The sequence below is a fragment of the Hoyosella sp. YIM 151337 genome, assembly GCF_026041215.1.
Taxonomy (GTDB): Bacteria; Actinomycetota; Actinomycetes; order Mycobacteriales; family Mycobacteriaceae; genus Hoyosella.
This window is the reverse complement of sequence record NZ_JAPEIQ010000013.1, coordinates 225,169-248,405: the sequence shown is the minus strand read 5'-3', so window position 1 is coordinate 248,405 and position 23,237 is coordinate 225,169. Positions and strand designations below refer to the sequence as shown.

At 63.2% G+C, this 23,237-nt stretch carries 26 protein-coding genes; 22 read left to right on the top strand and 4 right to left on the bottom strand.

The annotated features are described in order from the left end of the window. Nucleotides 1-48 precede the first annotated feature (48 nt). The 15 genes from ONR57_RS07305 (at nt 49) to hisG (ending at nt 13,236) form a co-directional block, all read left to right on the top strand. Nucleotides 49-1,785, top strand: coding sequence for a nickel-dependent hydrogenase large subunit (locus ONR57_RS07305; protein WP_265122741.1), 1,737 nt, complete (start codon nt 49-51; stop codon nt 1,783-1,785). Between the two features lie 9 nt (nt 1,786-1,794). Beyond that, nucleotides 1,795-2,703, top strand: coding sequence for a NifU family protein (locus ONR57_RS07300; RefSeq protein WP_265122476.1), 909 nt, complete (start codon nt 1,795-1,797; stop codon nt 2,701-2,703). Next, nucleotides 2,700-3,386: a DUF5947 family protein gene (locus tag ONR57_RS07295; RefSeq protein ID WP_265122475.1), complete on the top strand. Its 687-nt coding sequence runs from the start codon at nt 2,700-2,702 to the stop codon at nt 3,384-3,386. Before ONR57_RS07300 ends, ONR57_RS07295 begins: the two co-directional genes overlap by 4 nt. Next, nucleotides 3,383-4,039, top strand: coding sequence for a DUF6084 family protein (locus tag ONR57_RS07290; RefSeq protein WP_265122474.1), 657 nt, complete (start codon nt 3,383-3,385; stop codon nt 4,037-4,039). Before ONR57_RS07295 ends, ONR57_RS07290 begins: the two co-directional genes overlap by 4 nt. Beyond that, complete coding sequence (locus tag ONR57_RS07285) at nt 4,036-5,457, top strand: hypothetical protein (RefSeq protein ID WP_265122473.1); 1,422 nt, start codon at nt 4,036-4,038, stop codon at nt 5,455-5,457. Before ONR57_RS07290 ends, ONR57_RS07285 begins: the two co-directional genes overlap by 4 nt. Further along, nucleotides 5,454-5,573 (top strand): hypothetical protein, encoded by a 120-nt coding sequence (locus tag ONR57_RS23500; RefSeq protein WP_374116409.1) that lies wholly within the window; start codon nt 5,454-5,456, stop codon nt 5,571-5,573. Before ONR57_RS07285 ends, ONR57_RS23500 begins: the two co-directional genes overlap by 4 nt. A gap of 11 nt (nt 5,574-5,584) precedes the next feature. Continuing rightward, nucleotides 5,585-6,133 carry a hydrogenase maturation protease gene (locus ONR57_RS07280; protein ID WP_265122472.1) on the top strand — a complete coding sequence of 183 codons (549 nt, stop codon included), beginning with the start codon at nt 5,585-5,587 and terminating at the stop codon, nt 6,131-6,133. 3 nt (nt 6,134-6,136) lie between these two features. Further along, complete coding sequence (locus tag ONR57_RS07275) at nt 6,137-6,415, top strand: HypC/HybG/HupF family hydrogenase formation chaperone (RefSeq protein WP_265122470.1); 279 nt, start codon at nt 6,137-6,139, stop codon at nt 6,413-6,415. Further along, a complete protein-coding gene (gene hypF / locus ONR57_RS07270; RefSeq protein WP_265122468.1) occupies nt 6,412-8,682 on the top strand; it encodes a carbamoyltransferase HypF in 2,271 nt (756 codons plus the stop codon). The genes ONR57_RS07275 and hypF overlap by 4 nt, the downstream gene beginning before the upstream one ends. 33 nt (nt 8,683-8,715) lie before the next feature. After that, complete coding sequence (locus ONR57_RS07265) at nt 8,716-9,069, top strand: HypC/HybG/HupF family hydrogenase formation chaperone (protein WP_265122466.1); 354 nt, start codon at nt 8,716-8,718, stop codon at nt 9,067-9,069. Then, the gene (gene hypD, locus ONR57_RS07260) at nt 9,066-10,175 is read left to right on the top strand and encodes a hydrogenase formation protein HypD (protein ID WP_265122465.1); all 1,110 of its coding nucleotides are present in this window, start codon (nt 9,066-9,068) and stop codon (nt 10,173-10,175) included. Before ONR57_RS07265 ends, hypD begins: the two co-directional genes overlap by 4 nt. A 34-nt stretch (nt 10,176-10,209) precedes the next feature. After that, entirely contained in the window at nt 10,210-11,250 is a 1,041-nt protein-coding gene (hypE, locus tag ONR57_RS07255; RefSeq protein WP_265122740.1) for a hydrogenase expression/formation protein HypE, read from the top strand. A 7-nt stretch (nt 11,251-11,257) separates the two neighbouring features. Further along, on the top strand, nt 11,258-11,989 hold the full coding sequence (locus ONR57_RS07250) for a DUF6390 family protein (protein ID WP_265122464.1): 732 nt from the start codon (nt 11,258-11,260) through the stop codon (nt 11,987-11,989). Nucleotides 11,990-12,072: 83 nt separating this feature from the next. Continuing rightward, a complete protein-coding gene (locus ONR57_RS07245; RefSeq protein ID WP_265122463.1) occupies nt 12,073-12,336 on the top strand; it encodes a phosphoribosyl-ATP diphosphatase in 264 nt (87 codons plus the stop codon). Nucleotides 12,337-12,387: 51 nt separating this feature from the next. Continuing rightward, nucleotides 12,388-13,236, top strand: coding sequence for an ATP phosphoribosyltransferase (gene hisG / locus ONR57_RS07240; RefSeq protein ID WP_265122462.1), 849 nt, complete (start codon nt 12,388-12,390; stop codon nt 13,234-13,236). 27 nt (nt 13,237-13,263) lie between these two features. On the opposite strand, the gene ONR57_RS07235 is transcribed toward hisG, so the two are convergent. Continuing rightward, nucleotides 13,264-13,917, bottom strand: a complete 654-nt coding sequence (locus ONR57_RS07235) for a TetR/AcrR family transcriptional regulator (protein ID WP_265122461.1) — start codon at nt 13,915-13,917, stop codon at nt 13,264-13,266. 188 nt (nt 13,918-14,105) lie between these two features. On the opposite strand from ONR57_RS07235, the gene ONR57_RS07230 reads away from it, so the two are divergent. Then, nucleotides 14,106-14,540, top strand: a complete 435-nt coding sequence (locus ONR57_RS07230; protein ID WP_265122739.1) for a VOC family protein — start codon at nt 14,106-14,108, stop codon at nt 14,538-14,540. Between the two features lie 16 nt (nt 14,541-14,556). On the opposite strand, the gene ONR57_RS07225 is transcribed toward ONR57_RS07230, so the two are convergent. Further along, nucleotides 14,557-15,375: a thioesterase family protein gene (locus ONR57_RS07225; protein ID WP_265122460.1), complete on the bottom strand. Its 819-nt coding sequence runs from the start codon at nt 15,373-15,375 to the stop codon at nt 14,557-14,559. A gap of 5 nt (nt 15,376-15,380) precedes the next feature. Next, nucleotides 15,381-16,367: a RecB family exonuclease gene (locus ONR57_RS07220; protein WP_265122459.1), complete on the bottom strand. Its 987-nt coding sequence runs from the start codon at nt 16,365-16,367 to the stop codon at nt 15,381-15,383. Between the two features lie 75 nt (nt 16,368-16,442). Here ONR57_RS07220 and ONR57_RS07215 point away from each other — a divergent pair, with 75 nt between their 5' ends. From ONR57_RS07215 to ONR57_RS07195, 5 genes are all read left to right on the top strand, one after another. Further along, the gene (locus ONR57_RS07215; RefSeq protein WP_265122458.1) at nt 16,443-17,270 is read left to right on the top strand and encodes a tRNA (adenine-N1)-methyltransferase; all 828 of its coding nucleotides are present in this window, start codon (nt 16,443-16,445) and stop codon (nt 17,268-17,270) included. 34 nt (nt 17,271-17,304) lie between these two features. Then, nucleotides 17,305-18,111, top strand: coding sequence for a tryptophan-rich sensory protein (locus ONR57_RS07210; RefSeq protein WP_265122457.1), 807 nt, complete (start codon nt 17,305-17,307; stop codon nt 18,109-18,111). A 73-nt stretch (nt 18,112-18,184) separates the two neighbouring features. After that, nucleotides 18,185-19,420, top strand: coding sequence for an APC family permease (locus ONR57_RS07205; protein ID WP_265122456.1), 1,236 nt, complete (start codon nt 18,185-18,187; stop codon nt 19,418-19,420). Between the two features lie 65 nt (nt 19,421-19,485). Further along, nucleotides 19,486-20,229, top strand: a complete 744-nt coding sequence (locus ONR57_RS07200) for a hypothetical protein (protein WP_265122455.1) — start codon at nt 19,486-19,488, stop codon at nt 20,227-20,229. Nucleotides 20,230-20,301: 72 nt separating this feature from the next. Continuing rightward, complete coding sequence (locus ONR57_RS07195; protein ID WP_265122454.1) at nt 20,302-20,757, top strand: SRPBCC family protein; 456 nt, start codon at nt 20,302-20,304, stop codon at nt 20,755-20,757. A 9-nt stretch (nt 20,758-20,766) separates the two neighbouring features. Here ONR57_RS07195 and ONR57_RS07190 read toward each other — a convergent pair whose 3' ends face one another. Beyond that, complete coding sequence (locus ONR57_RS07190) at nt 20,767-21,051, bottom strand: hypothetical protein (RefSeq protein WP_265122452.1); 285 nt, start codon at nt 21,049-21,051, stop codon at nt 20,767-20,769. Nucleotides 21,052-21,426: 375 nt separating this feature from the next. On the opposite strand from ONR57_RS07190, the gene arc reads away from it, so the two are divergent. After that, a complete protein-coding gene (arc, locus tag ONR57_RS07185; RefSeq protein WP_265122450.1) occupies nt 21,427-23,184 on the top strand; it encodes a proteasome ATPase in 1,758 nt (585 codons plus the stop codon). Nucleotides 23,185-23,237: the final 53 nt, after the last annotated feature.

Here is a 23,237-nt window from a genome sequence, read left to right as displayed (position 1 = left end):
CTGCCAACGCCGCCTTTGCCCCAAGAGGGTCCCGACGGCCTGGTCGAGATGAACTGGGATCCGATTACCCGGATCGTTGGCAGCCTGGGTATATACACCAAGATTGATTTCAAGAAGAAGGAGGTCGTCGAGTGCCATAGCACGTCGTCGATTTTCCGCGGCTACTCGATCTTCATGAAAGGAAAAGATCCCCGCGACGCGCATTTCATTACCAGCCGCATCTGCGGCATTTGCGGCGACAACCACGCAACCTGCTCGTGTTACACGCAGAATATGGCGTACGGCGTGCGGCCTCCGCATCTTGGCGAGTGGATCGTGAACCTCGGCGAGGCGGCCGAATACATGTTCGACCACAACATCTTCCAAGAGAACCTGGTTGGCGTGGATTTCTGCGAGAAAATGGTGTCCGAAACGAACCCCGGCGTTCTGGACAAGGCGAATAAGACCGAGGCTCCCCACGCTGGCGAACATGGCTACACAACGATCGGCGACATTATGCGCTCGCTGAATCCGTTCACTGGGGAGTTTTATCGCGAGGCCCTCGCGGTCAGCCGCTCTACCCGCGAAATGTTCTGCCTGATGGAGGGGCGTCACGTTCACCCGTCCACGCTATATCCCGGTGGCGTGGGCACCGTCGCGACAATCCAGCTGATGACGGATTACATGAGCCGACTGATGCGGTACGTCGAATTCATGAAGAAGGTCGTGCCAATGCACGACGATTTGTTCGATTTCTTCTACGACGCGCTCCCCGGTTACGAGAAAGTCGGCCTGCGCCGCACTCTGCTCGGCTGCTGGGGTTCCTTCCAGGACCCTGAGTTCTGCAATTTCGCGTACAAGGATATGGAGGAGTGGGGCCGCAAGATGTTCGTCACCCCGGGTGTCGTCGTCGACGGCAAACTCGTGACGACATCGCTCGTCGACATCAATCTCGGCATCCGCATCCTGCTCGGCAGTTCGTACTACGACGATTGGTCCGATCAGGAAATGTTCGTGAGCCACGACCCGCTCGGAAACCCTGTGGACCGGCGCCATCCGTGGAACCAGCACACCAATCCGCGCCCCCAGAAGCGGGATCTCGATGACAAGTACTCATGGGTGATGTCGCCGCGGTGGTACGACGGCAAAGACCACCTCGCCCTCGATACCGGCGGTGGCCCGCTCGCGCGGCTATGGTCGACAGCGCTGGCCGGGCTGGTTGACATCGGCTACGTCAAAGCAACGGGCAGCAGTGTCCAGATAAACCTGCCGAAGACCGCGCTGAAAGGCCCAGTCAGTTTCGAATGGAAGATCCCGAAGCAGGGCTCGAACACCATCGAACGTGACCGGGCAAGGACGTACTTCCAGGCCTACGCCGCGGGATGTGCGCTCCACTTCTGCGAGAAAGCCCTCGAGGAGATCCGGGCCGGAAGAACCAAAACGTGGGAGACGTTTGAGGTACCTGACGAGGGCATCGGCTGTGGCTTCACCGAAGCCGTGCGAGGCGTCCTCAGCCACCACATGGTGATCCGCGACGGCAAGATCGCTAACTACCACCCTTACCCGCCAACGCCGTGGAACGCGAACCCGCGGGACAGTTACGGCACACCCGGCCCATACGAGGATGCGGTCCAAGGGCAGCCGATTTTCGAGGAGAACAGTCGGGAGAACTTCAAAGGCATTGATGTCATGCGAACCGTGCGCAGCTTCGACCCGTGCTTGCCCTGCGGCGTGCACATGTACCTCGGCGGAGGGAAGACACTCGAGAAGCTGCATTCACCCACCCAGTCACTGACCGCAGACTGATGGCTCTCCATGATCAACGAACGAGAGGCTCACCACAGCCCGGGCAATGAGCACTGGCGCAATTCCGGCGACCGAATCGACGCGCTGCTCGACTCCATGTCAGCGGGTGGACCGATCATGCGCGAACGTGCGGAACACCTGCTGCGGGAAGTCGTCGGCTTATATGGGGCGGCCCTCGCTCGCATAGTAGTGTGCGCCGAACAAGAGGGACACGACACGCTGCTCCGCAGGATTGCCGACGACGACCTCGTCGCAAGCCTGCTTCTCGTCCATGGTCTCCATCCCGACGGCGTTGAGGTTCGGGTACGGCGCGCTCTCGACAGTGTCCGGCCGTACCTGGGCAGTCATGGCGGCGATGTCGAACTACTCGGCATCGACGGTGGTGTGGCCAGGTTGCGCTTCCAGGGCACATGTAAGAGTTGCCCGTCGTCGTCCGTAACGCTGGAACTCGCGGTAGAAGGCGCGATAAAGGCAGCTGCTCCCGAAGTAACTGACCTCGAGGTGGAGACAGCCCCTCGTGAATCGGGCGTGATTGCACCCGATTCACTTTTCACGAAGGTCCATCGCCATGCGCACTGGGCACCGCTGCCTGAACTCGCCGAGCTGTGCGACGGTGAGGTGCGGGGCTATACGATCCGTCACCACACCATCCTCGTATGCCGCAACGGAGACGAGGTCTTTGCGTTCGCGGACCGGTGTGGCCACTGCCTGCACCCGATGGCTGGTGCCGTGCTGCACCGAAGAGCGGGCGGCAAGGCAGGGGAGTCGGTGCTGCGCTGTCCGCGCTGTCACGCCCACTTCGATGTGCGGCGAGCGGGCGCGGCCATCGACGGCAGTGAAGAACATCTCACGCCGCTGCCAGTACTGCCCAGAGAGGGAGTGCTTTCCGTGAGTCTGCCAGCGGGGGCAGAGCGATGACCGGAAAGAGCAGCGGAACGGAGGGTGCGCCCGCGTTCGACGTGCTGCGCCGCATTCGTGAGGGGCGCCCAGCCGCGCCACCTGGCGAACGGTGCGACATGTGCGCGGTACCGATCGCTGCGGAGCACTCGCACGTTGTCGATGTGCAGGGCCGCCAATTGATGTGCGTCTGCCGACCCTGCTACCTGTTGTTTACCGACGAACACGCGCATCTTCGCTTTCGTGCGGTCCCCGACCGCTACCTGAGGTTCGGGGCGGGCGCGATAACCGCAGCGGAGTGGAACGCGCTCGATATCCCCGTCGGCCTGGCCTTCTTCTTCCGGAACTCGGTGCTCGGGCGTGTGGTCACGTTCTACCCCGGGCCCGCCGGTGCCACTGAATCACAACTGCCCCTTGAAGATTGGGAGCGGTTCACCCTGGCGATCCCGCCGCTGCGGACGATGCTCGACGACGTCGAGGCCCTGCTGATCCGTGCACCCGAATCATCGGCTAACACGGCTGACGGACCGGAAAGCTACCTTGTCCCCATAGACGCGTGTTACGAGCTCGTCGGCCACCTGCGCGCAGTCTGGCGCGGCTTCGACGGCGGACAAGAAGCGCGTGCCCGCATCGCGGACTTCTTCACACGGATCGCGGCGCGCAGTAAGAACACCGAACCTGATCGCGCGGGCGGTCTGCCATGACTGACCTGCAGTTCAGCGTCCTCGGGATCGAGCCGGAGCTGTTCGCCGTCACCCCGAACCTCGTGGTTCGGCTGCGCATCGCCGAAACGAGCGGCGCACTGGTCTACGCGGTCGTCCTGAACTGTCAAATACGCATCGAGCCGCAGCGCCGGAAGTACAGCAGCGACGAAGCCGCGGGCTTACGTGACCTCTTCGGGCCCCGCGATCGGTGGGGTTCAACGCTGCGCACCTTTCCCTGGCTGCACACCGCTACGACCGTTCCAGGCTTCTCGGGCAGCTACGACGCGACGTTACTCATTCCATGCACCTATGACTTCGAGGTCACGGCCGCGAAATACCTTCATGCGCTCGAACACGGCCAGGGAGGCCTCGTGCCGCTCGTGCTGCTTTTCAGCGGCACCGTATTCACCAGGAGTGGTTCGGGAATCCACGTCGAACGCATTCCGTGGCATTGCGAGGCGCCGTATGACATGCCAGTCGCGGTCTGGCACGCGCTCATCCAGCAGCACTATCCGAACAGCGGCTGGCTGCGGCTTGAGACAGACACGCTCAAGCAGCTCGCGCGCATCAAAGCCGAAAGAGGCCTGACTACTCTCGATGCTGCGATAGCCGATCTAGTCCGGGAGCACGAGCCGGGGGAGGTCGCGCCATGAGGGACGCAGCGGTTGATCCGCGAAGCCTGGAACAGGCCCGGGCTGTGGCAGATGCGGTCCTGTACGAGGGGTATTTGCTGTATCCCTATCGTTGCGATGCGCGCAAGAACCAGACCCGGTGGCAGTTCGGGGTGCTGGGACCGCCTGAAGCGGCGGAACGCGGCGTGGGCGAGGACGCCGAAATGCGTGTCTCATGCCTCGTTCGTACGGGGGGCAACCCGCGGGTACGGGTATTGCTGCGGTTTCTGCAGCTGCAGCGCCGCGAAGTGGAACTATTTCGCAACGGTGCGTGGGTGCCTGCTCCCGCGCTGACCATAGCCAAGCGGCATTATGTGTCGTGGGACGAGGCGATCGCCCACGAGCTGGATCTCGGAGAAATCTCACCTGGTCGGCGCACTATCCTCACAGGGCACGTGGGTGCGGGGGAAGACATTGCAGAACTGTATGACGGCGACCGTGTTGCGGGACGGATACGCCGCACCCGCTGGCCCATCCATGCGACAGTCACCGCGGAGTCGCCCAGCGGTCACACGGTGATACTCGGACTCGGTGTTCGCAACACAGGGCCAGCACCGCGGGGACCCAGCCCCAAAACCGATGCGCTGCGCAGATCGCTGCTAGGTGCGCACCTGCTGCTCATCAGCAGTGACGCAGAGTTCGTGTCCCTGCTCGAGCCTGAAAACCAGGCGGTCGATAGCGCTGATGCAGCTGAACTGGCCACGGCCGCCAAACGCTGCACTCATCATCGGTGCTTCCCAGTTCTTGCGGGACGTGCGGGTGAACGACGCATAGTGCTTGCGTCGCCAATCATTCTCTATGACTACCCCGAAGTCGCACGGGAGAGCGCGGGGTCAATGTTCGATGCGACGGAGATCGACGAGATTCTTACGCTGCGGATCCTGGCGATGACCGACGAAGAGAAGGCACTCGCCCGGGCGACAGATCCGCTCGCGGCGACGATCATTGACCGTGCTGATAGCAGCACGGCTGAGTCGCTGGGTGCACTGCACGGAACAATCCGGGACATCGGGCAGGTACCGCCCGGCGCCGCGGAGGTGATGTCAGAGAGCAGCGAATCCACAGCGAGGCCATGGTGGGATCCCGCGGCTGACCGCAGCGTGGACCCGGAGTCAGAGCAGGTCGACATCGCGGGCGTGTCCGTGGGCAAAGGCAGTCTTGTGCGCGTGCATCCAGCGCGTTTCGCGGACGCGCAGGACCTTTTCTTTAAAGACCAAGTAGCGCGCGTGACGCTCGTGCAGCGAGACGTCGACGGTGGCGTGCACATCGGTGTTGTTCTTGTCGACGACCCTGCGGCAGACCTGCATGACTGGTTCGGCCGCTATTTCTACTTCGCCCCGAGCGAACTAGAACCGCTCGGCGACGGTGCAATTGCAGCCCGAAAGGATGGTGAAACATGAAAGGAATCGGAGTTGCCACAACGGTCGCCGTTTCCCTGCTGGTGGTGTTGGGACTGGTTATTGGAGTGCGCTCGCTCCCCGATATCAAGCGTTACGTACGCATCCGTCAGATGTAGGAGGCGCTTGTATGGCAGAACAGCGATCGCCGCATGTCCTCGTCGCGGGAATCGGGAACATCTTTCTCAGCGATGACGGATTCGGTCCCGCCGTCCTTCGCGCGCTGCACGGAGGGAGTGCTAGCGCGCTGAGCTATGCGCGTTGTGTCGACTACGGAATCCGCGGCATGCATCTCGCCTACGACCTCCTCGAACAATGGGACGTACTCATGCTTATCGACGCGCTGCCCAACCGCGGTGCGCCGGGGACGGTTCACGTTCTTGAGGTCTCCGCGCGCGACCTCCCGCAGTTGCGGTCGCTGGATGTGCCGCGAAACGCAGCTCAGCTTGACGGCCACGCCATGGATCCGGCGGCGGTGTTCGCCAGCCTCGACGCACTGGGCGGCCGCCTGCCGCGCACGTTCGTGATCGGTTGCGAAGCAGCCACCACTCGCGAAGGCATAGGCCTATCACCGGAAGTTGAACATGCCGTGCCTGACGCTGTTCGGAAGATCTGTGAACTCCTCACCACCCTGCGGTCAGGTGCTATGCAGCCGATTGCTTCGCGAGAGGACGGTTGAACGATGTGCCTCGGTATACCCGGTCGGGTAAAACGGATGCTCGATGGATACGGCAACCAGCTCGCGCTTGTCGACGTCGAGGGGCAGCCGCGAAAGGTCAACATCGGCATGCTGCCGGACCTCCCCGGTGACCGTCCACCCGTTGCCCCCGGCGACTGGGTGATCATCCATATGGGTTTCGCTGTCGATCGAGTGAGCGCCGATGCTGCCGCGCAAGCCCGCGCCGGACTCGAACTGCTCGGCCGTGCCGACCCGGCGGCGGCTAGCGGTGATTCGGGATGAGGGTGCGGCAGAGGTTGCTGGTGACCGGAGTCGTGCAAGGAGTGGGATTCCGGCCATTCGTCTATGCCACTGCGTGCGAGCTCGCCCTCACCGGAGAAGTGAGCAACGACAGCGACGGGGTGATCATCGAAGTCGAGGGCTCCGAACCCGCGGTGCGCGAATTCGCGCACCGCGTTGCACATGACCCGCCACCGCTGGCCGTGGTTGAATCGCTGCGGACGGAAGCGATACCGCCGCGTGGCGGCACTGGCTTTCGCATCGCCGGCACCTCGCGACATCCAGGTGGCCGCACGCTGGCTTCGCCTGATGTCGCGATCTGTGCTGACTGTGTGCGTGAACTGAAGGACCCAGCAAACCGCAGGTACCGGCACCCCTTCATTACCTGCACGAACTGCGGCCCCCGCTTCACGATAATTCGGGAGCTGCCGTACGACCGGGCCGCCACGACCATGGCCGAATTCCCGATGTGCGCCACGTGCTCGGCCGAGTATCGCGATCCGGGTGATCGCCGATTCCACGCCCAGCCAATCGCATGTCCAGCGTGCGGACCCACGCTCGAATTGACCGATGGCCCCAATCGGCTGAACGGCGAGGCCGCGCTGCAGCGGGCGCGCATGCTGATGGCTCATGGCGCGATCGTGGCAGTGAAGGGTCTTGGTGGGTTTCATCTCGCATGCGACGCCCGCAATGAGGCCGCAGTCGCCCGGCTTCGCGACCGAAAGCGCCGGCGCGCCAAACCATTCGCGGTGATGGTGCGCGACGGCACCACAGCCGGTGAGATCGCTGTTGTTCGAAGCGATTCGCTGCGGGTGCTCCAGTGTTCACAGAGTCCGATTGTGCTGCTGCCTAAAAACCCGGCCGGGCGCCTCGCTCGCGGCGTGGCTCCCGGAATCCCGGATCTGGGAGTCATGCTCGCGTACACGCCGCTACACCATTTATTACTCGGTTTACCCGGGGACAACGTCGGTCCCGACGTGCTCGTTATGACGTCGGGCAACCTCGGTGGCGAGCCGATCGCTTTTCGCAACGAGGATGCGCTGCAGCGACTCGCTGGCATCGCGGACGCGTGGCTGCTGCATGACCGGCCGATTCTGGTGCCGTGCGACGACTCGGTGGTGCGAATCGTGGACGGTGCGGAAATGCCGATCCGCCGCTCACGGGGATACGCTCCGCTGCCGCTCGCCCTGCCGGTGCCGATTCCGGCAACGCTTGCCGTCGGAGCGGATGTGAAGAACACGTGCGCAGTGGGTGAAGGGCGATACGTTTGGCTGAGTCAGCACGTCGGCGACATGGATGATATCGCGACACTCGACGCCTTCACGAACACCGAAAGCCACCTTCAGAACCTGACGGGCGTGCGGCCGGAACAAGTGTTCGCTGATGCGCATCCTGGGTACCGATCGACAGCGTGGGCGCGCCGCAATGCAGGCACGCGCCCGCTGCGTCTGGTCCAGCATCACCACGCGCACATCGCGGCAACGATGGCTGAGCACGGCCTCGGCGGCGAGGAAACCGTAATCGGCCTGGCCTTCGACGGCACGGGCTACGGCACCGATGGGGCAGTGTGGGGCGGTGAGGTTCTCATCGGCGGCTATAAGGACGTTCAGCGGTTCGGGCATCTGAAGTATGTGCCGCTGCCCGGAGGCGACATCAGCGTCGAGCGCCCATACCGCATGGCGCTGGCCCACCTTTTCGCAGCCGGCCTGCCATGGGATGCGGATCTGCCACCGGTCAAGGCGTGTCCCGCTGCAGAGCGGCGCATTCTGGCGCACCAGCTGGAAACGGGGCTGGGATGCGCAACGACATCGAGCATGGGCCGCCTGTTCGACGCGGTGGCCGCGCTGAGCGGTGTCCGGCAGGTGGTGGATTATGAGGCCGAAGCCGCCATCGAGCTCGAAGGTCTGGCGCGCGGCTGTCCGGGCACTCCCCAATACCGTTTTTCGATCGCAGACGGGATCGCCGATCCGGCCCCGCTGTTGCAGGCCGTCATCTCCGACATACGGGCAGGTGTCCCGGCCGGTGAAATCGGCGCGCGCTGCCATCGTGCGGTGGCCGATCTGGCGCTGCACTGGGCAGAAGCCGCGCGCTCGGCATCTGGTCTGGCAGTCGTTGCGCTTACCGGGGGAGTCTTCCAGAACGGACTGCTGCTGAGCCTCACGCGAAACGCGCTTTCGGCACGCGGGTTCCGGGCTCTCACTCATCACCGGGTGCCCCCCAACGACGGGGGTATTGCGCTTGGCCAGTTGCTTGTAGGGGCCATGCAGTGAACCGCATATCAGAATTCGGATAAGGAGCTAACTATGTGCTTGGCAGTTCCCGGGAAAATCCTCGGCATGGAAGAGCGCGATGGCACACTCATGGCTGAAGTCGACTTCGGTGGAGTGCACAAAGAGGTCTGTCTGCAATACATACCCGACGCCTCGATTGGCGATTACGTCATCGTTCATGTCGGGTTCGCGATCCAGCGGCTCGATGAAGAGTCCGCCAAAAAAACACTCGCCGACTTCGAACAGCTGGGAATTCTTGAAGAAGAATTCGGTGACCAATTCGCACTGGCCGCTAAGCAGGCCGGAGTGAGCTCGCACGCACCGCCAGCTGCTGCGGCGGGGACTGCTGAAACAAATGGGCACGACGCAGGGAAGGACGCGTCATGAAGTATCTCGACGAGTTCAGCAATCCGGAGCTGGCGAAAAAGCTGCTCGAACAGATCCACAGTGCCACCACACAGCACTGGGCAATCATGGAGGTGTGCGGCGGCCAGACACATTCAATCATCCGGCATGGAATCGACCAGCTGCTGCCACCTGATATCGAAATGATCCACGGACCTGGGTGTCCGGTGTGCGTCACACCCCTCGAAATCATCGACAAAGCGCTGAAAATCGCTGCCCGGCCGGACGTCATCTTCTGCTCGTTCGGTGACATGCTGCGCGTACCGGGCAGCGATGCGGACCTCTTCCGCATCAAGAGCAGCGGCGGTGACATCCGAGTCGTCTACTCGCCGCTAGACGCGCTGAATATCGCGCGACAGAACCCAGATCGCCAGGTTGTTTTCTTCGGCATCGGCTTCGAGACCACTGCGCCGGCCAACGCGATGACCGTTTACCAGGCCCAGCGTTTGGGCATCGACAACTTCTCACTGCTGGTGTCCCACGTATTGGTCCCTCCGGCGATTGCGGCGATCATGGAATCACCCGCGTGCCGCGTCCAGGCGTTCCTAGCGGCTGGTCACGTCTGCACTGTGATGGGCACCGGCGAATATCCGCCGCTGTGCGACAAATACGGGGTGCCGATTGTGGTAACCGGCTTCGAGCCGCTCGACATCCTCGAAGGGATCCGGCGCACCGTCCTCCAGTTGGAAAGCGGCCGCCACGAACTCGAGAATGCATACCGGCGTGCAGTTCAGGCCGAGGGCAATCTCGCAGCGAAGAGAATGCTCGACGACGTCTTCGAACGCACCGATCGCGGCTGGCGCGGGATCGGGATCATCCCGGAGAGCGGCTGGCGACTGTCTGAAAAATACCGCGCCTACGATGCGGAGTACCGCTTCGAGGTGACCGACGTGCACACGGACGAATCACCAGTATGCCGCTCCGGTGAAGTGCTGCAGGGGCTGATCAAACCGCACGAATGTGCGGCATTCGGAAAGCAGTGCACCCCACGCACCCCGCTCGGCGCGACAATGGTGTCCTCCGAGGGTGCCTGCGCGGCCTACTACCTGTACCGGCGGCTGGAACTGAAGGAGGCCAGCGGTGTCTGACCTGCGAGTTTCGGAAGCTACAGCGAGCGTCGATATGACAAACTGGGTGTGTCCCATGCCGCTGCGTGACGCGCCGAACATCGTGATGGGCCACGGCGGGGGCGGTGCGATGTCCGCCGAACTGATCGAGCACTTGTTCCTGCCTGCCTTCGGGGAGGCAGCAGCCGGTGAACTCACGGATTCGGCGATTGTTACCGTCGGCGGCGTGCGTCTCGCGTTCTCGACCGACTCATTCGTCGTGAAGCCAATGACGTTTCCCGGTGGGAGTATCGGTGACCTCGCGGTCAACGGCACCGTGAACGACGTGGCGATGTCCGGGGCTCACCCGCTCGTGCTCTCGACAGCTTTCATTCTTGAGGAAGGCACCCCGCTTTCGGCGATCGCGCATCTCGCGGCTGACCTGGGCGCCGCCGCGCGCACCGCGGACGTCAAACTCGTCACCGGGGACACGAAGGTTGTTGACTCGGGTCACGGAGATGGCGTCTACATCAACACCAGTGGGATTGGTGTTATCGCCGACGGAGTCGACATCCGGCCAGACCGCGCGCGCCCCGGCGACGTGGTGATTGTGAGCGGCGACATTGGCGTGCATGGTGTCGCGATTCTCAGCTGCCGTGAAGGACTGGAGTTTGGCACGACCATAGAGAGCGACACCGCACCGCTCAGTGGACTGGTAGCCGCCATGATCGCGACCGGCGCGGATCTGCACGTTCTGCGTGACCCCACGCGCGGCGGCGTGGCGGCCGCCCTCAACGAGATCGCCCGGTCGGCGGGAGTGGGAGTGCGCCTTTCGGAACGGGCACTGCCGGTCCCGCCTGAGGTCCGGGATGCGTGCGGGCTTTTAGGGCTCGATCCGCTGTACGTGGCGAATGAGGGCAAACTGCTCGCATTCGTCGACCCGGCAGAGGCTGAGCAGGTGCTCGCCGTGATGCGTGCTCACCCGCTTGCAGGTGGCGCGGCCATTATCGGTGAGGTTGTTGCGGATCATCCAGGCATGGTCGTCGCGAGAACTGGCCTCGGCGGGACGCGGGTGGTTGATCTGCCGGCGGGTGAGCAACTGCCTCGGATCTGTTGAGAACGCCGTGACACAAACAGACGCCAACGCCGGTTCGGCGCTGTTCGCGCGCTACGCGTACCCCCCGAATGAGCTCGGTTACTGCGGTCCGCCGGACGCGGGTGCCGCCGCTGCCGCGCATGCGGCTTCCGTGCCGGATGTCGGGGCCAGTGCTTGGGCCAGGGGTTTCGACGGTGCCTGGCCGTACCTGGAAGCCATTGCGAGCGCAATCGGCGCCGCTGATCCGCTGCGGTCCGACGTTGTCGACGCGTATTGGGTGGGCGGCTCCCTGCTTCGGGCTGTGGACAGCGAGGGTTTGCTTCGGGCGCTGCGCCGCGCATTCGCGCATCAAGCGGGCACCCTCCTTGGTGATGTTGATGAGGCATTGGCGCATCACAGCTTTCATGTGTGTGCGGCCTATCCGTGGGCCCGGCTGCTCGAGAAGGGGCCGGTCGCGCTGTCCGTGCTGCAAAATTGCCGGATCCGCTGGGGCACCGTCGTCGCGGTTGACTCCAGTAGCGCCACTGTGGTGTCACGCCCGCTGGAATTCCGCGGTGTGCTGACACTGGGGCCGCCTGCGGAAGAACGCGTGCGGTGGCGCACAGAGCACCATCAGCTGGCTGTTCCGCCTCGCTCCGGTGACGTTTTCTCTATCCATTGGGACTGGATGTGCGAACGACTCAGCACTGCTCAAGTGGAGAGCCTGCACGCATGCACTGAGCAAACCTTGCGCATCGTGAATCGTGTCCTCGCACGCTGAGCACCGCGGCCGCTGCCCGCTCCTGTCCGCGGTAGAGCCGTCAAGTTCCTCGCGTGTCACTAGTCGTGACAGAATGAACGCCCGTGAAGACTTTCGAAGCCCTGTTCGCTGAACTGCAGGACCGCGCCGCGACCCGCCCCGAGGGTTCGGGAACAGTGAAAGCGCTTGACGCGGGCGTGCATGCGCAGGGCAAGAAAATCCTGGAGGAGGCCGGCGAAGTGTGGCTGGCTGCCGAGTACCAGGGTGACACAGAACTCGCTGAAGAAATCTCGCAACTCCTCTACTGGGTGCAGGTATTGATGGTTGGCCGGGGACTGTCGCTCGAGGACGTGTACCGACATTTGTGATCCCGACGCCCGTTCGCTGAAGTCAATTCCGACCGTAAAGAGGACTGTCAAATGTTGCGTGTAGCTGTTCCCAATAAGGGTGCGCTGTCCGAGTCGGCCGCCGAAATTCTCTCCGAGGCGGGTTACCGGCGCCGGTCAGATGGCAAGGATCTGACCGTGCTCGATCCGGTGAACCAAGTGGAGTTCTTCTTCCTGCGCCCGAAAGACATCGCGATCTATGTTGGTTCCGGCGAACTTGATCTCGGTATAACGGGGCGCGACCTTGCGTCGGATTCGGGCGCGCCGGTCCGCGAACGCCTCGGGCTGGGCTTCGGGCGGTCGACTTTCCGGTACGCGGCCCCGCAGGGACGCGAATGGAAGGTCGAGGATTTGCAGGATCTTCGCATCGCGACCTCGTACCCAAACCTTGTTCGGGCCGACCTGTCAAAACGCGGAATCGATGCCACCGTGATCAGACTCGATGGGGCGGTAGAGATTTCGATCCAGCTCGGCGTGGCAGATGCGATCGCCGATGTGGTCGGCTCGGGACGTACCCTGCGTCAGCACAATCTGGTGGCCTTCGGTGAGTCGCTGTGCGATTCGGAAGCGGTTCTGATCGAGCGCGACGGTGATGACCCGAGCACACCGGTGCGTGAGCAGCTTGTCGCGCGGGTACAGGGTGTGGTGTTCGCGCAGCAATACATGATGCTCGACTATGACTGCTCGCAGGACCTGCTCGAGGCTGCAACCGCGATTACCCCCGGGATCGAATCTCCGACGGTCGCGCCGCTCGCTGAGCCGGGGTGGGTCGCCGTGCGCGCGATGGTGGCGCGGCGCAACGTCAACCAGGTGATGGACGATTTGGCGGCACTGGGCGCGAAGGCGATCCTCGCGTCTGACATTCGGTCCTGCCGGTTGTGAAGCGGCGCAGCGCTGCCAGGTCCTGCTTTACTTCTGCGCAGCGCTGATCCGGCGTTCGAGGCCGTCGAGGAGGACGTCGATCTTCTCGTCGAGCCAGCCGCGGCCGAACCATGCCGAGTCATCCGACACAATCTCGCTGAGGATTTCCGGCCGGGACCAGTCTTCCCGGAAGCGGTCCCGCGTCGTTCCGCCGGTCTCCAATGGAGTGTCGAGCCGCGTCATCGCGGCGAACGTTGACGTCGTGACGTCAGCGACGAAATCGACTGCGAGAGTGGCGTTTCTGATGGAGAAGCCCTGACCATGGAGGCCGCTCACAAGACGTTCGACCAGGCTTGTGCCCGCGGGCGGAGTGCCGGAAATAGTGACGACGGTTTCCGCGAGCCCGCAGTACGTCGAGTACATACCCCACATCGAATTGGCGAACTGGGTGAGGCAGTCTCGCCACGGTTCGCTGCCGATCGGCCACTGTGTACGTTCGACAGCTGCGCCCACGCACGCGACAAGGAGGGCGTTCCGGTCGGGAAAATATCGGTAGAGGGCGGAGTGGGTCACTCCGAGGCGCCGCGCAACAGCTGGCATCGAGACGGTGGCGAGCCCTTCGGCGAGGGCCGCATCGATGATATCGGGCTCATGGAGCGATCGTGGGCGACCGGTCTTCTTCCCACTCGCTGTCGCTGTCATGGACTGTGACTCTAGTCCTTCCGCACGTCCCTGTCCGCGCGGCCCCAAAGCTGCGCATTGCACTGCCTCTAGAAACCGCTTGTCAGGAGATGTTTCAGAAGCCGCGATGAGTTTGCCTGTCTCGGTGAGTCTGCATCGATGACCGCACGATGCAGCGGGTGCGGACCTCACAGCGAAAGGGCAGTTCCATGTCGCGCATGTTGTTTGTGAACACCCACGTCAGCGATATTAAATCTGCCCGGACGTTCTTCGGAGCGCTCGGCTTCACGTTTAACGAGAACTTCTGTGACGATGCGACACTCTGCATGGCCGTGAACGAACTCACCTGGGTCATGCTGATGACCGCGGAGCGCTTCCGCGGCTTCATCGCGGACGATATGTGCGACACCGAGAAGGAACGCGAGGTACTGCTCTGCATATCGGCCGAAACTCGCGCGGACGTCGACCGGATCGTCGACACCGCGCTCGCCCACGGCGGAAGGCCATGGATGCAACCACAGGATCACGGCTTCATGTATGGCCGGGCGTTCCGTGACCCAGATAACCACGTCTGGGAAGTGATGTGGATGGATCCCGTAGTCGCGGCAGGCGAGCGGCCAGCTGAGACAGTGGTCTCAACCTGAATGGTGTGCCGTTGCGCTAGCGCGGACGGACGAGCAGAGTCTGCGCAGACCGTCCCACTGGGCCTTTCTCGTCGTAGATGACGCAACTGCACATTCCGATCCCATCTGGGCCGGTTGTTGTTTTCGCGGACAATCCAATCCACTCACCTTCGGGGAGACGGTGCACGTGCACGGTCAGGTCAGTATTGAGATACGTCCACTTCCGGATATCGAGCTTGGCGCCAATCCCGTTCGCGGAATCAACGACCGCGAAGAGCCGCTGCAGCGGACTGAGCGGTTCGTCGTCGACAACCTTGACGAGCGGACGCCCCCACGTTTGGCCAGGCGCGCCGGAACGACTGGGCCGCCGCACCGATGACCACTCGATCGCGGTGATGTAGCCGGGATTCAGCATGGTAGCCGCATCCCACGGCTCACCCTCTTCCGGGCGAACCAGTGGCTCGTGCACGGCACCAGGCGGATCCGCGACCGCCGCGGTGTCGTGTGTTTCCAGCCGCCAGGCGTGTGCTCGCGCGACCGCGCGGAAGTTGCCGTGTGCGTCGGGCGCGGCGAGTTCGGCGCCGAGGAGTTCCACCCGCTTGCCAGGCCGCTGAACCCACGTACGGACTCGGCATTCGGTCACCGGTATAGGGCCGAGAATCTCCAGCACGACTCGTGAGATACGCGCATCCGCGCGCGGATCATGCTCTTCCAGCGCTTTGACGAGCAAAGTCGCTGGCGGCGACCCATGCTGCGCTGAATCTGACCACACCCCGACAGTCGATGGCGTCGCGGTGAAGCTTTGCCACCCCTCTGTCCGCGGTCCCCGAGTGTAGAACGGTTCTCCTGCATTCACGCGTATCAGCCCCATTCAGCGTGCGCCGACGGCACGGAGTCCTCTGGCCACCCAGGGTAGACAGGCGGTGTCCCGCCAAACGCAGGGCAATGTGCCTTGTGGTCGCACCAGTTGCAGAGCCGGCCTGGGCTGGGCCGGAAATCACCGGAATCGCCGGCGGAGCGTATTGCGCGCCAGATCGCGGACAACGTCCGCTCGAACCGATCCAATTCCGCAGCCTCGGGCGTGTATGTCAGCGAATTGCCGTCACCCAAGTACATGAGTTTCAGCTGGGCGGGCACCACTTTGCGGATCCGGTAAATCACGAGCGCGTAGAACTTCATCTGAAAAAGCGCCTGGCCCACAGCATTGTGGGAGGGGCTGCGGCCGGTCTTATAGTCCACCACACGAACCTCGCCAGTCGGCGCCACATCGACCCGGTCCACGAACCCGCGCAGCAGGGCGCCATCCGCTGTGTGCGCTTCGACCAGGAGTTCACATGATTCCGGGTTGAACTGAGTCGGGTCTTCCATGTCGAAGTATCGCCGGACGAGACGCTCGACCTCGCCGAGGAAGGACTCGGGTGTGCCCGCCACGAGTTCGACAACTTCAGGCGCGTCCGCACATGCTTTTTCCCAGACGGGCGCGATGAGTTGTGCGGCGGCTTCGGGATTTCGATGACCCGCAGGGAGCTCGTACAGTGCTTCGAGGGTCGCGTGCACGACGGTGCCCCTCAGTTGTGCACGGCTCGTGGCTTCAGGCAGCCGATCAATGGCGCGGAAACGATAGAGCAGCGGACATTGCCTGAAATCGTTCGCGCGCGACGGCGACAGTGCGAGCGGCCGTCGGGACGCGCCTTGCGCAGCGGCAGGTGAGCGATCCTGCTGAGGGAACGGCGCACGTGAGGCAGTACCGTTGAGGGCGCACGCTGCAGATGCGATTGTGGACCCTCCGCTCGCTGGAGCATGTACAGCGGGGCCTTCGGGGATCGGTGTCATGACGTTTTGCCTCACACCGGCAGCCTAAGCGCCCGCTCTGACAACTTCTGGTAACCAGGGCCGGAATGACTGAAGGGAATTGCAGGAAGCATGACAGTGCACAGCGGACCATTTCGTGCGGGCGACCGGGTTCAGCTCACCGATGCGAAGGGCCGCCGCTACTCCCTTCTCCTTACTGCGGGCGGGGAGTTCCACACCCACCGCGGTTCGATTCCGCACGACGATTTGATCGGTGCCGATGAGGGCTCGGTAGTCAAATCCGGCAATGGCACCGCGTATTTGGCGCTGCGGCCGTTACTTACTGATTACGTGCTCAAGATGCCGCGCGGCGCTCAAGTCATTTATCCCAAAGACGCCGCTCAGATCGTGCATGAGGGCGACATTTTCCCGGGCGCGCGAGTCCTTGAGGCAGGGGCAGGCTCCGGCGCGCTCACCTGTTCGCTCCTGCGGGCGGTCGGTCCGGAGGGCACTGTCATTTCGTACGAAGTGCGCGAGGACCACGCGGAACACGCCGTGCGCAACGTCGAGAATTTCTATGGCGATCGTCCCCCGAACTGGCATCTGACCGTCGGTGATGTCGCCAGCTTCGAGGGTCAGGTGGATCGCGTCGTCCTGGACATGCTCTCCCCTTGGGAGGTGCTGCCAGCGGTTTCAAAGGCATTGATCCCGGGCGGTGTGCTCATTGTCTACGTTGCGACCACCACACAACTGTCGCGCGTAGTCGAAACGCTGCGCGAACTGCAGTGCTGGACGGAACCGCGGGCGTGGGAATCGCTGGTGCGGGACTGGAACGTCGTGGGTCTCGCAGTGCGGCCTGGACACCGCATGCAGGGCCACACGGCATTTCTCGTCTCCGCGCGCCGTCTTGCGGAAGGCGCCGTCGCTCCCAAACCGCAGCGTCGCCCGAGCAAAGGGTGACAACCACAGTATGATGTGAGGAGACGCTAAGACGATGGCCGCATCCACGCGGGATTCCGCCAGGCAGCTCACGGTCGCCGCAGCGGCGCTGATCGCCATTGGTGGCGCCGTCGTGGGATCCGGGGAAGTGGGCGGCACCCCGGTGTCGGAGGCCGCTGGGGGAGCACTTGCCGCCGATGCGACCTTTGTGGCCCCCGGGGGACCGGCTTTCGTCATCTGGTCCGTGCTTTACGCCGGATTCGTTGCGCTGGCGGTCTGGCAGCTTCTGCCTGCACAGCGGATGAACCGCCGCCTGCAGCGAACCGGCTGGCTGGTGGCGCTGTCGCTGCTTTTGAACGCGATATGGCTCGCCGCGATCCAGCTGGGCTGGCTCACCGCGAGCGTGGGCATCATCGTCGCATTGCTCGCCACGCTTGCGGTTATCTTCGGCCGGTGCGTCCAGACCCGCCCGCGCAGCGCGACAGAAGCGGTACTGCTGGACGGGGTCATGGGACTGTATCTGGGGTGGGTAGCCGTCGCGACGATTGCCAACACTGCAGCGGCTGCGTCTGCGGGCGGTGCCGGGGACCTCGTACTCGGTGCTCAAGTCTGGGCAATCGTCGTGCTCAGTGCCGCCGCAGTGATTGGCGTGACGCTTGCTGTATTCAGCGGCGGGCGCCTCGGGGTTTCGCTTGCGATCGTGTGGGGGCTGGCGTGGATCGGCTATGCGCGCCTCGAAACGGCTCCCGAATCGACAGCTGTGGCTGGTGCTGCGTTCGCGGCCGCGCTGGTGGTGGCGCTCGGCACCGTCCTGGCGCGCTTTGGCGTTGGCCGGCGGCGCGCACTGCGACTAGCAACGTGAAGTCGCGGCGACGGCGACGTTACAGCAATCTGAATGGCATGCTTATGCGCGCAGGGCGCGCTACTGTGCAGCCGTGACACCGTCTGACCCGCAGCTTGCCCGCAGACTTCGGCTCACCGATTCGGTTGTGGTGGGACTGGCCGCGATGATAGGCGCCGGCATTTTCGCGGCGCTAGCCCCAGCCGCCGCAGCAGCGGGCCAGTTCCTCCTCATCGCCCTCGCGATCGCCGGTGTAGTGGCCTACTGCAACGCGAACTCGTCGGCGCGCCTCGCCGCCGTCTACCCGTCATCGGGTGGGGCCTACGTCTTCGGCCGCGAACGGCTTGGCGAGTTCTGGGGTTTTCTGGCCGGCTGGGGCTTCGTCGTCGGCAAGACAGCCTCATGTGCCGCAATGGCGCTCACTGTGGGGGCTTACGCGTGGCCTGAACATGCGCGGATCGTTGCTGTGATCACGGTCATTGCCGTCACAGCGGTGAACTACGCCGGAGTCCACAAGTCGGCGCGGGTCGCGCGCGTGATCGTGGGATTCGTTATCGCCGTACTCGCCGTCGTGGTGGTGCTTTCGTTCGTTGAGGCGGGCGGGCCGCGGCTGCCTGAGGATCTGGGCACCGTTGGTGTCGCTGGCGTCTTGCAGGCTGCCGGGCTGCTGTTCTTCGCGTTCGCCGGCTACGCGCGGATTGCCACCCTTGGCGAGGAGGTCCGAAATCCGGCTAAGACGATTCCGCGTGCGGTGGCGATCGCTTTGAGCGTCACGCTGTGCCTGTACGCGCTCGTCGCCGTCGCCGTGCTTTCTGTCCTCGGCGCGGAGGGGTTGGCCGCAGCGCCTGATCCGCTTGCGCGGGCGGTGGCGGACTATCCCGGCGCGGAGCAACTTGTGCGGGTGGGTGCCGTGGTCGCTGCGGCAGGTGCGCTGCTTTCCCTGATTCTGGGTGTTTCGCGGACAACGTTCGCGATGGCCCGGGACGGACATCTCCCCGGCACGCTCGCCACAGTGCACCCGCGTTTTCGCGTGCCGCACCACGCCGAACTTGCAATCGGGGCGGTGGTGATCGCACTCGTTCTTCTGACTGATTTGCGCGGCGCGATCGGATTCTCATCATTCGCGGTGCTGACGTATTACCTCATCGCAAACGCATCAGCATGGACGTTGTCGAGCCGCCCGCACACCCGGCTCATACCGGCCCTCGGGGCGGGGGGATGTGTGGTTCTGGCGTTCACGCTGCCGACGGCCTCAGTTGCGGCCGGTTGCACTGTCCTATTGCTTGGAGCTGCGATCTACCGCGTGCGGCAGCGGATGCGTGTCAATTGACCTCCGGATTCCGGAGGTCAATTGACACGCATGACGGTGGCCTCCCGTGATGACACGATGGAAGAGTGATGCTTGGTGACAGTGCGGTAGTGGCCAGGGCATTCGGCTACCCCTACTACCGCCCCGCGGCGTCGTTCCTCTTCGAGAGCCCCGCGTCGGTTCGCCCGCTCACAATGGAGCGCAGCGGCCTGGCGGGGCGTAGTCCGGTTCTCGCTGTCGGATCGAACGCGTCCCTCGTGCAATTGAACCGTAAGTTCGGACGGAAGCCTGCGCAGCGAATTCCGGTGCTCGCCGCCGTCTTGCGCGGATACGACGTGGTCTATGCGGCTCGTATCTCGCGGTACGGGGCGATCCCGGCGTCCCTTTCGGAATCCGCCGGGACGCGGTTGGCGGTGCATGTCATGTTCCTCACCTCAGAGCAGCGGGAGATCCTGGACCGCAGTGAGGGCGGCTATGACAGTCCGCCGGGGTACACACCGACGGTGGTCGCACCGGAGAGTGTCAGCTGTGAAGTGGAGTTCGAAGGCGAACTCACCGCCTACCAGGCGACCCGCGGTCTCCTTAATCTTGGCGGCGATACCGTGGCGCTGGCGGAGGTACCAGCGACCGGGCGGACGAGGCGCGCGCTGGGGGAGGAGGCGGTCCTCACCGCGGTCGGAGAGAAATTCGGCCTCACCGCCGAGGACCTTGTGCTGCGTGCGGTGCGCGAGGACGCCTTTCGGCGACGCGTTCTTGCGGTACTCGCCCGCGACGCCATCACCTCTGACGAGAACGTTACCCGTGGCAAGAATGTCGCAGTACCGGAGTAGAGTGCCCCTTCAGGGGCTCTAGCTAGGGCTGCCATTGTTAAGTTAACCGTGTGATCCAGGGGGAGACAGAGTATGCCAAGCCCACTACTCGAGGCCGAGATCGAGACCAGCGCAGCAGCGGACAAGGTGTGGTCGATCGTTTCTGACTTGCCGCGCATGAGCGAGTGGAGCCCGCGCACCCGCAAAACGGTGATCCTTGGCGGTCAGGTGCGCGAGGGGGCACTGGCTTTCAATATCAATAAGAAGGGCAAGCTGTACTGGCCCACGCGCACGCGGATCGTCACCGTCGAGCCGAACGAGCAGATCGCCTTCAAGGTTCTCGATAACAACAGTGTCTGGTCGTTCACTCTTGAGCCGACGGATAGCGGCACCCGGATCATTCAGCGCCGCGAGGCCCCCAACGGCACGAGTGCGGTCTCCCGCACCCTGGTGAAACTCTTTCTTGGAGGGAACGAGGATTTCGAGGCGGACCTCGTCGCGGGCATGCGGGCCACCCTGGAACGCATCAAGGCCGAAGCCGAACGGTAACCGCCAGGTTCAGGGCGTAAAACCTGTGTAAAGCCAAGCGACAAGAATCGCCGCGGCGATAAAGAAGATCGCGAGAAACGCCACACCGCGCCAGGGCTTGCCGCCGACGTACGGCGGCTTGCGCTCGTCGTGGTGTGGGGTCTTTTCAGGCCTTGCGGGGTTTGCCGAGGCAGGAGTATCTTTCCGGAGTGGTTCGTCACGCCGCCAGTCGTACGGGCGCGTGCCGCCGGCGCTGTCGCCGGAGCGTTCGAATCGCGGCGGCCCATCGTCAGCGTGGTCGTCTGGATGCGTCACAATGTCGCACCCTAGCTGAACCGGGCGGGAATATTCCGCGGGCGCAGAGGGTTACATTGACGCACAATGGGTAAATCCACTTAACCCACACAACAGAATGGACACTCCGGCTAAAAGGTATAGCTGCAGTAGTCCTCGGCCTGGGATCCGGCAGCGGGCCCCAGCATGGTCATTGTCGTCGCAATCGGTGAATGTCGTTGTCGCTCCCGGCACCTCAGAAGGCCGCTGATCCTCCCCAGCTCTGGCTGGAAATCAGACGTACCCATCAAAGGATCCATGACAATCTGGTGACGTTATCTCAAGTAGACGTGCGTCACATCCCACATTCGGCGGTTCGCCGGTAGCGTTGATAGATCAGATCGGGAGGAGACGCCCATGAGCACTTCAGAACGTCCTCGCGACAAGGATGAGCTGAATCGCGAGATAACGTCCTTGCAGTCAGAAGTGGGCGCCCTGCGGCGTCAGCTCGCACAGCACCCCCAGAAGGTCCGTGAACTTGAAGTCCGGATCGAGTCTCTGACAGCGCGCAACGCTAAGCTTCTGGACACGCTCAAAGAAGCCCGGCAGCAGCTGCTCAATCTCCGTGAAGAAGTGGACCGCCTCGGTCAGCCGCCGAGCGGCTACGGTGTGGTGGTCGGTGTTCATGAGGACGACTCGGCGGACGTATTCACCTCTGGCCGCAAGATGCGATTGCTGTGCTCACCGAACGTTGATTCGCAGTCGCTCCGTAAGGGGCAGACCGTCCGGCTCAACGAGGCCCTCACCATCATCGAGGCGGGCAAGTTCGAGCAGACCGGTGAAATCTGCACGTTGCGTGAAGTGCTCGATGATGGCCACCGGGCCCTCGTGGTCGGCCACGCCGACGAGGAACGGGTCGTCTGGCTCGCGGATCCGCTCGTCAATCCCGAGGTCTCCGATGATCCGCTCGCGCCGCCCCGGTTGCTGCGCCCTGGGGATTCACTGCTGATCGATACGAAAGCAGCTTACGCGTTCGAGCGTATCCCGAAGGCTGAGGTTGAAGACCTGGTGCTTGAGGAAGTGCCGGACGTCGGGTACCACGACATCGGTGGTCTTGCACGGCAGATCGAACAGATTCGCGACGCGGTGGAGCTGCCTTTTTTGCACCGCGACCTGTTCCGCGAGTATTCGCTGCGGCCACCGAAAGGTGTCCTGCTGTACGGGCCTCCCGGTTGTGGCAAGACGCTGATCGCCAAGGCTGTCGCTAACTCGCTGGCGAAGAAGATTGCGGAGGCGCGCGGCGAGGACAGTCGTGAAGCAAAATCGTTCTTCCTCAACATCAAGGGCCCGGAACTGCTCAACAAGTTTGTCGGCGAGACGGAACGTCATATACGGCTGATTTTCCAGCGCGCCCGGGAGAAGGCATCCGAGGGCACACCCGTGATCGTCTTCTTCGATGAGATGGATTCCATCTTCCGCACACGCGGCTCTGGAGTTTCCTCTGACGTGGAGACGACAGTGGTGCCGCAGCTCCTGAGCGAAATCGACGGTGTCGAAGGGCTGGAGAATGTCATCGTGATCGGTGCATCCAACCGCGAAGACATGATCGACCCGGCGATCCTGCGTCCCGGTCGGCTCGATGTGAAAATCAAGATCGAGCGACCAGACGCCGAAGCCGCGATGGATATCTTCTCGAAGTATCTTGTTCCATCGCTGCCGATCAACGCTGAGGATATCGGGGAATTCGGCGGCGACCGTGACGCGTGTGTCCAGGCCATCATCGAACGCGTGGTCGAGCGAATGTACACCGAAAGTGAGGACAACCGCTTCCTTGAAGTGACGTACGCGAATGGCGACAAAGAGATCCTGTACTTCAAGGATTTCAACTCAGGCGCGATGATCCAGAACATCGTGGACCGGGCGAAGAAGTTTGCGATCAAGGAATACCTCGAGACGGGTAAAGCGGGTTTGCGCATACAGCACCTGTATGACTCGATCGTCGATGAGTTCTCCGAAAACGAGGATCTGCCGAATACAACGAACCCGGACGACTGGGCGCGAATCTCTGGCAAGAAGGGCGAGCGCATCGTGTACATCCGGACACTCGTCACGGGCAAGAATGCCAGTGCGAGCCGGGCCATCGACACCGAGTCGAACACTGGGCAGTACCTGTAGCCGGAAAGGCCGCATCTACGCTGGGTGCTACCGGCTTGCGGCTGACCCTGACC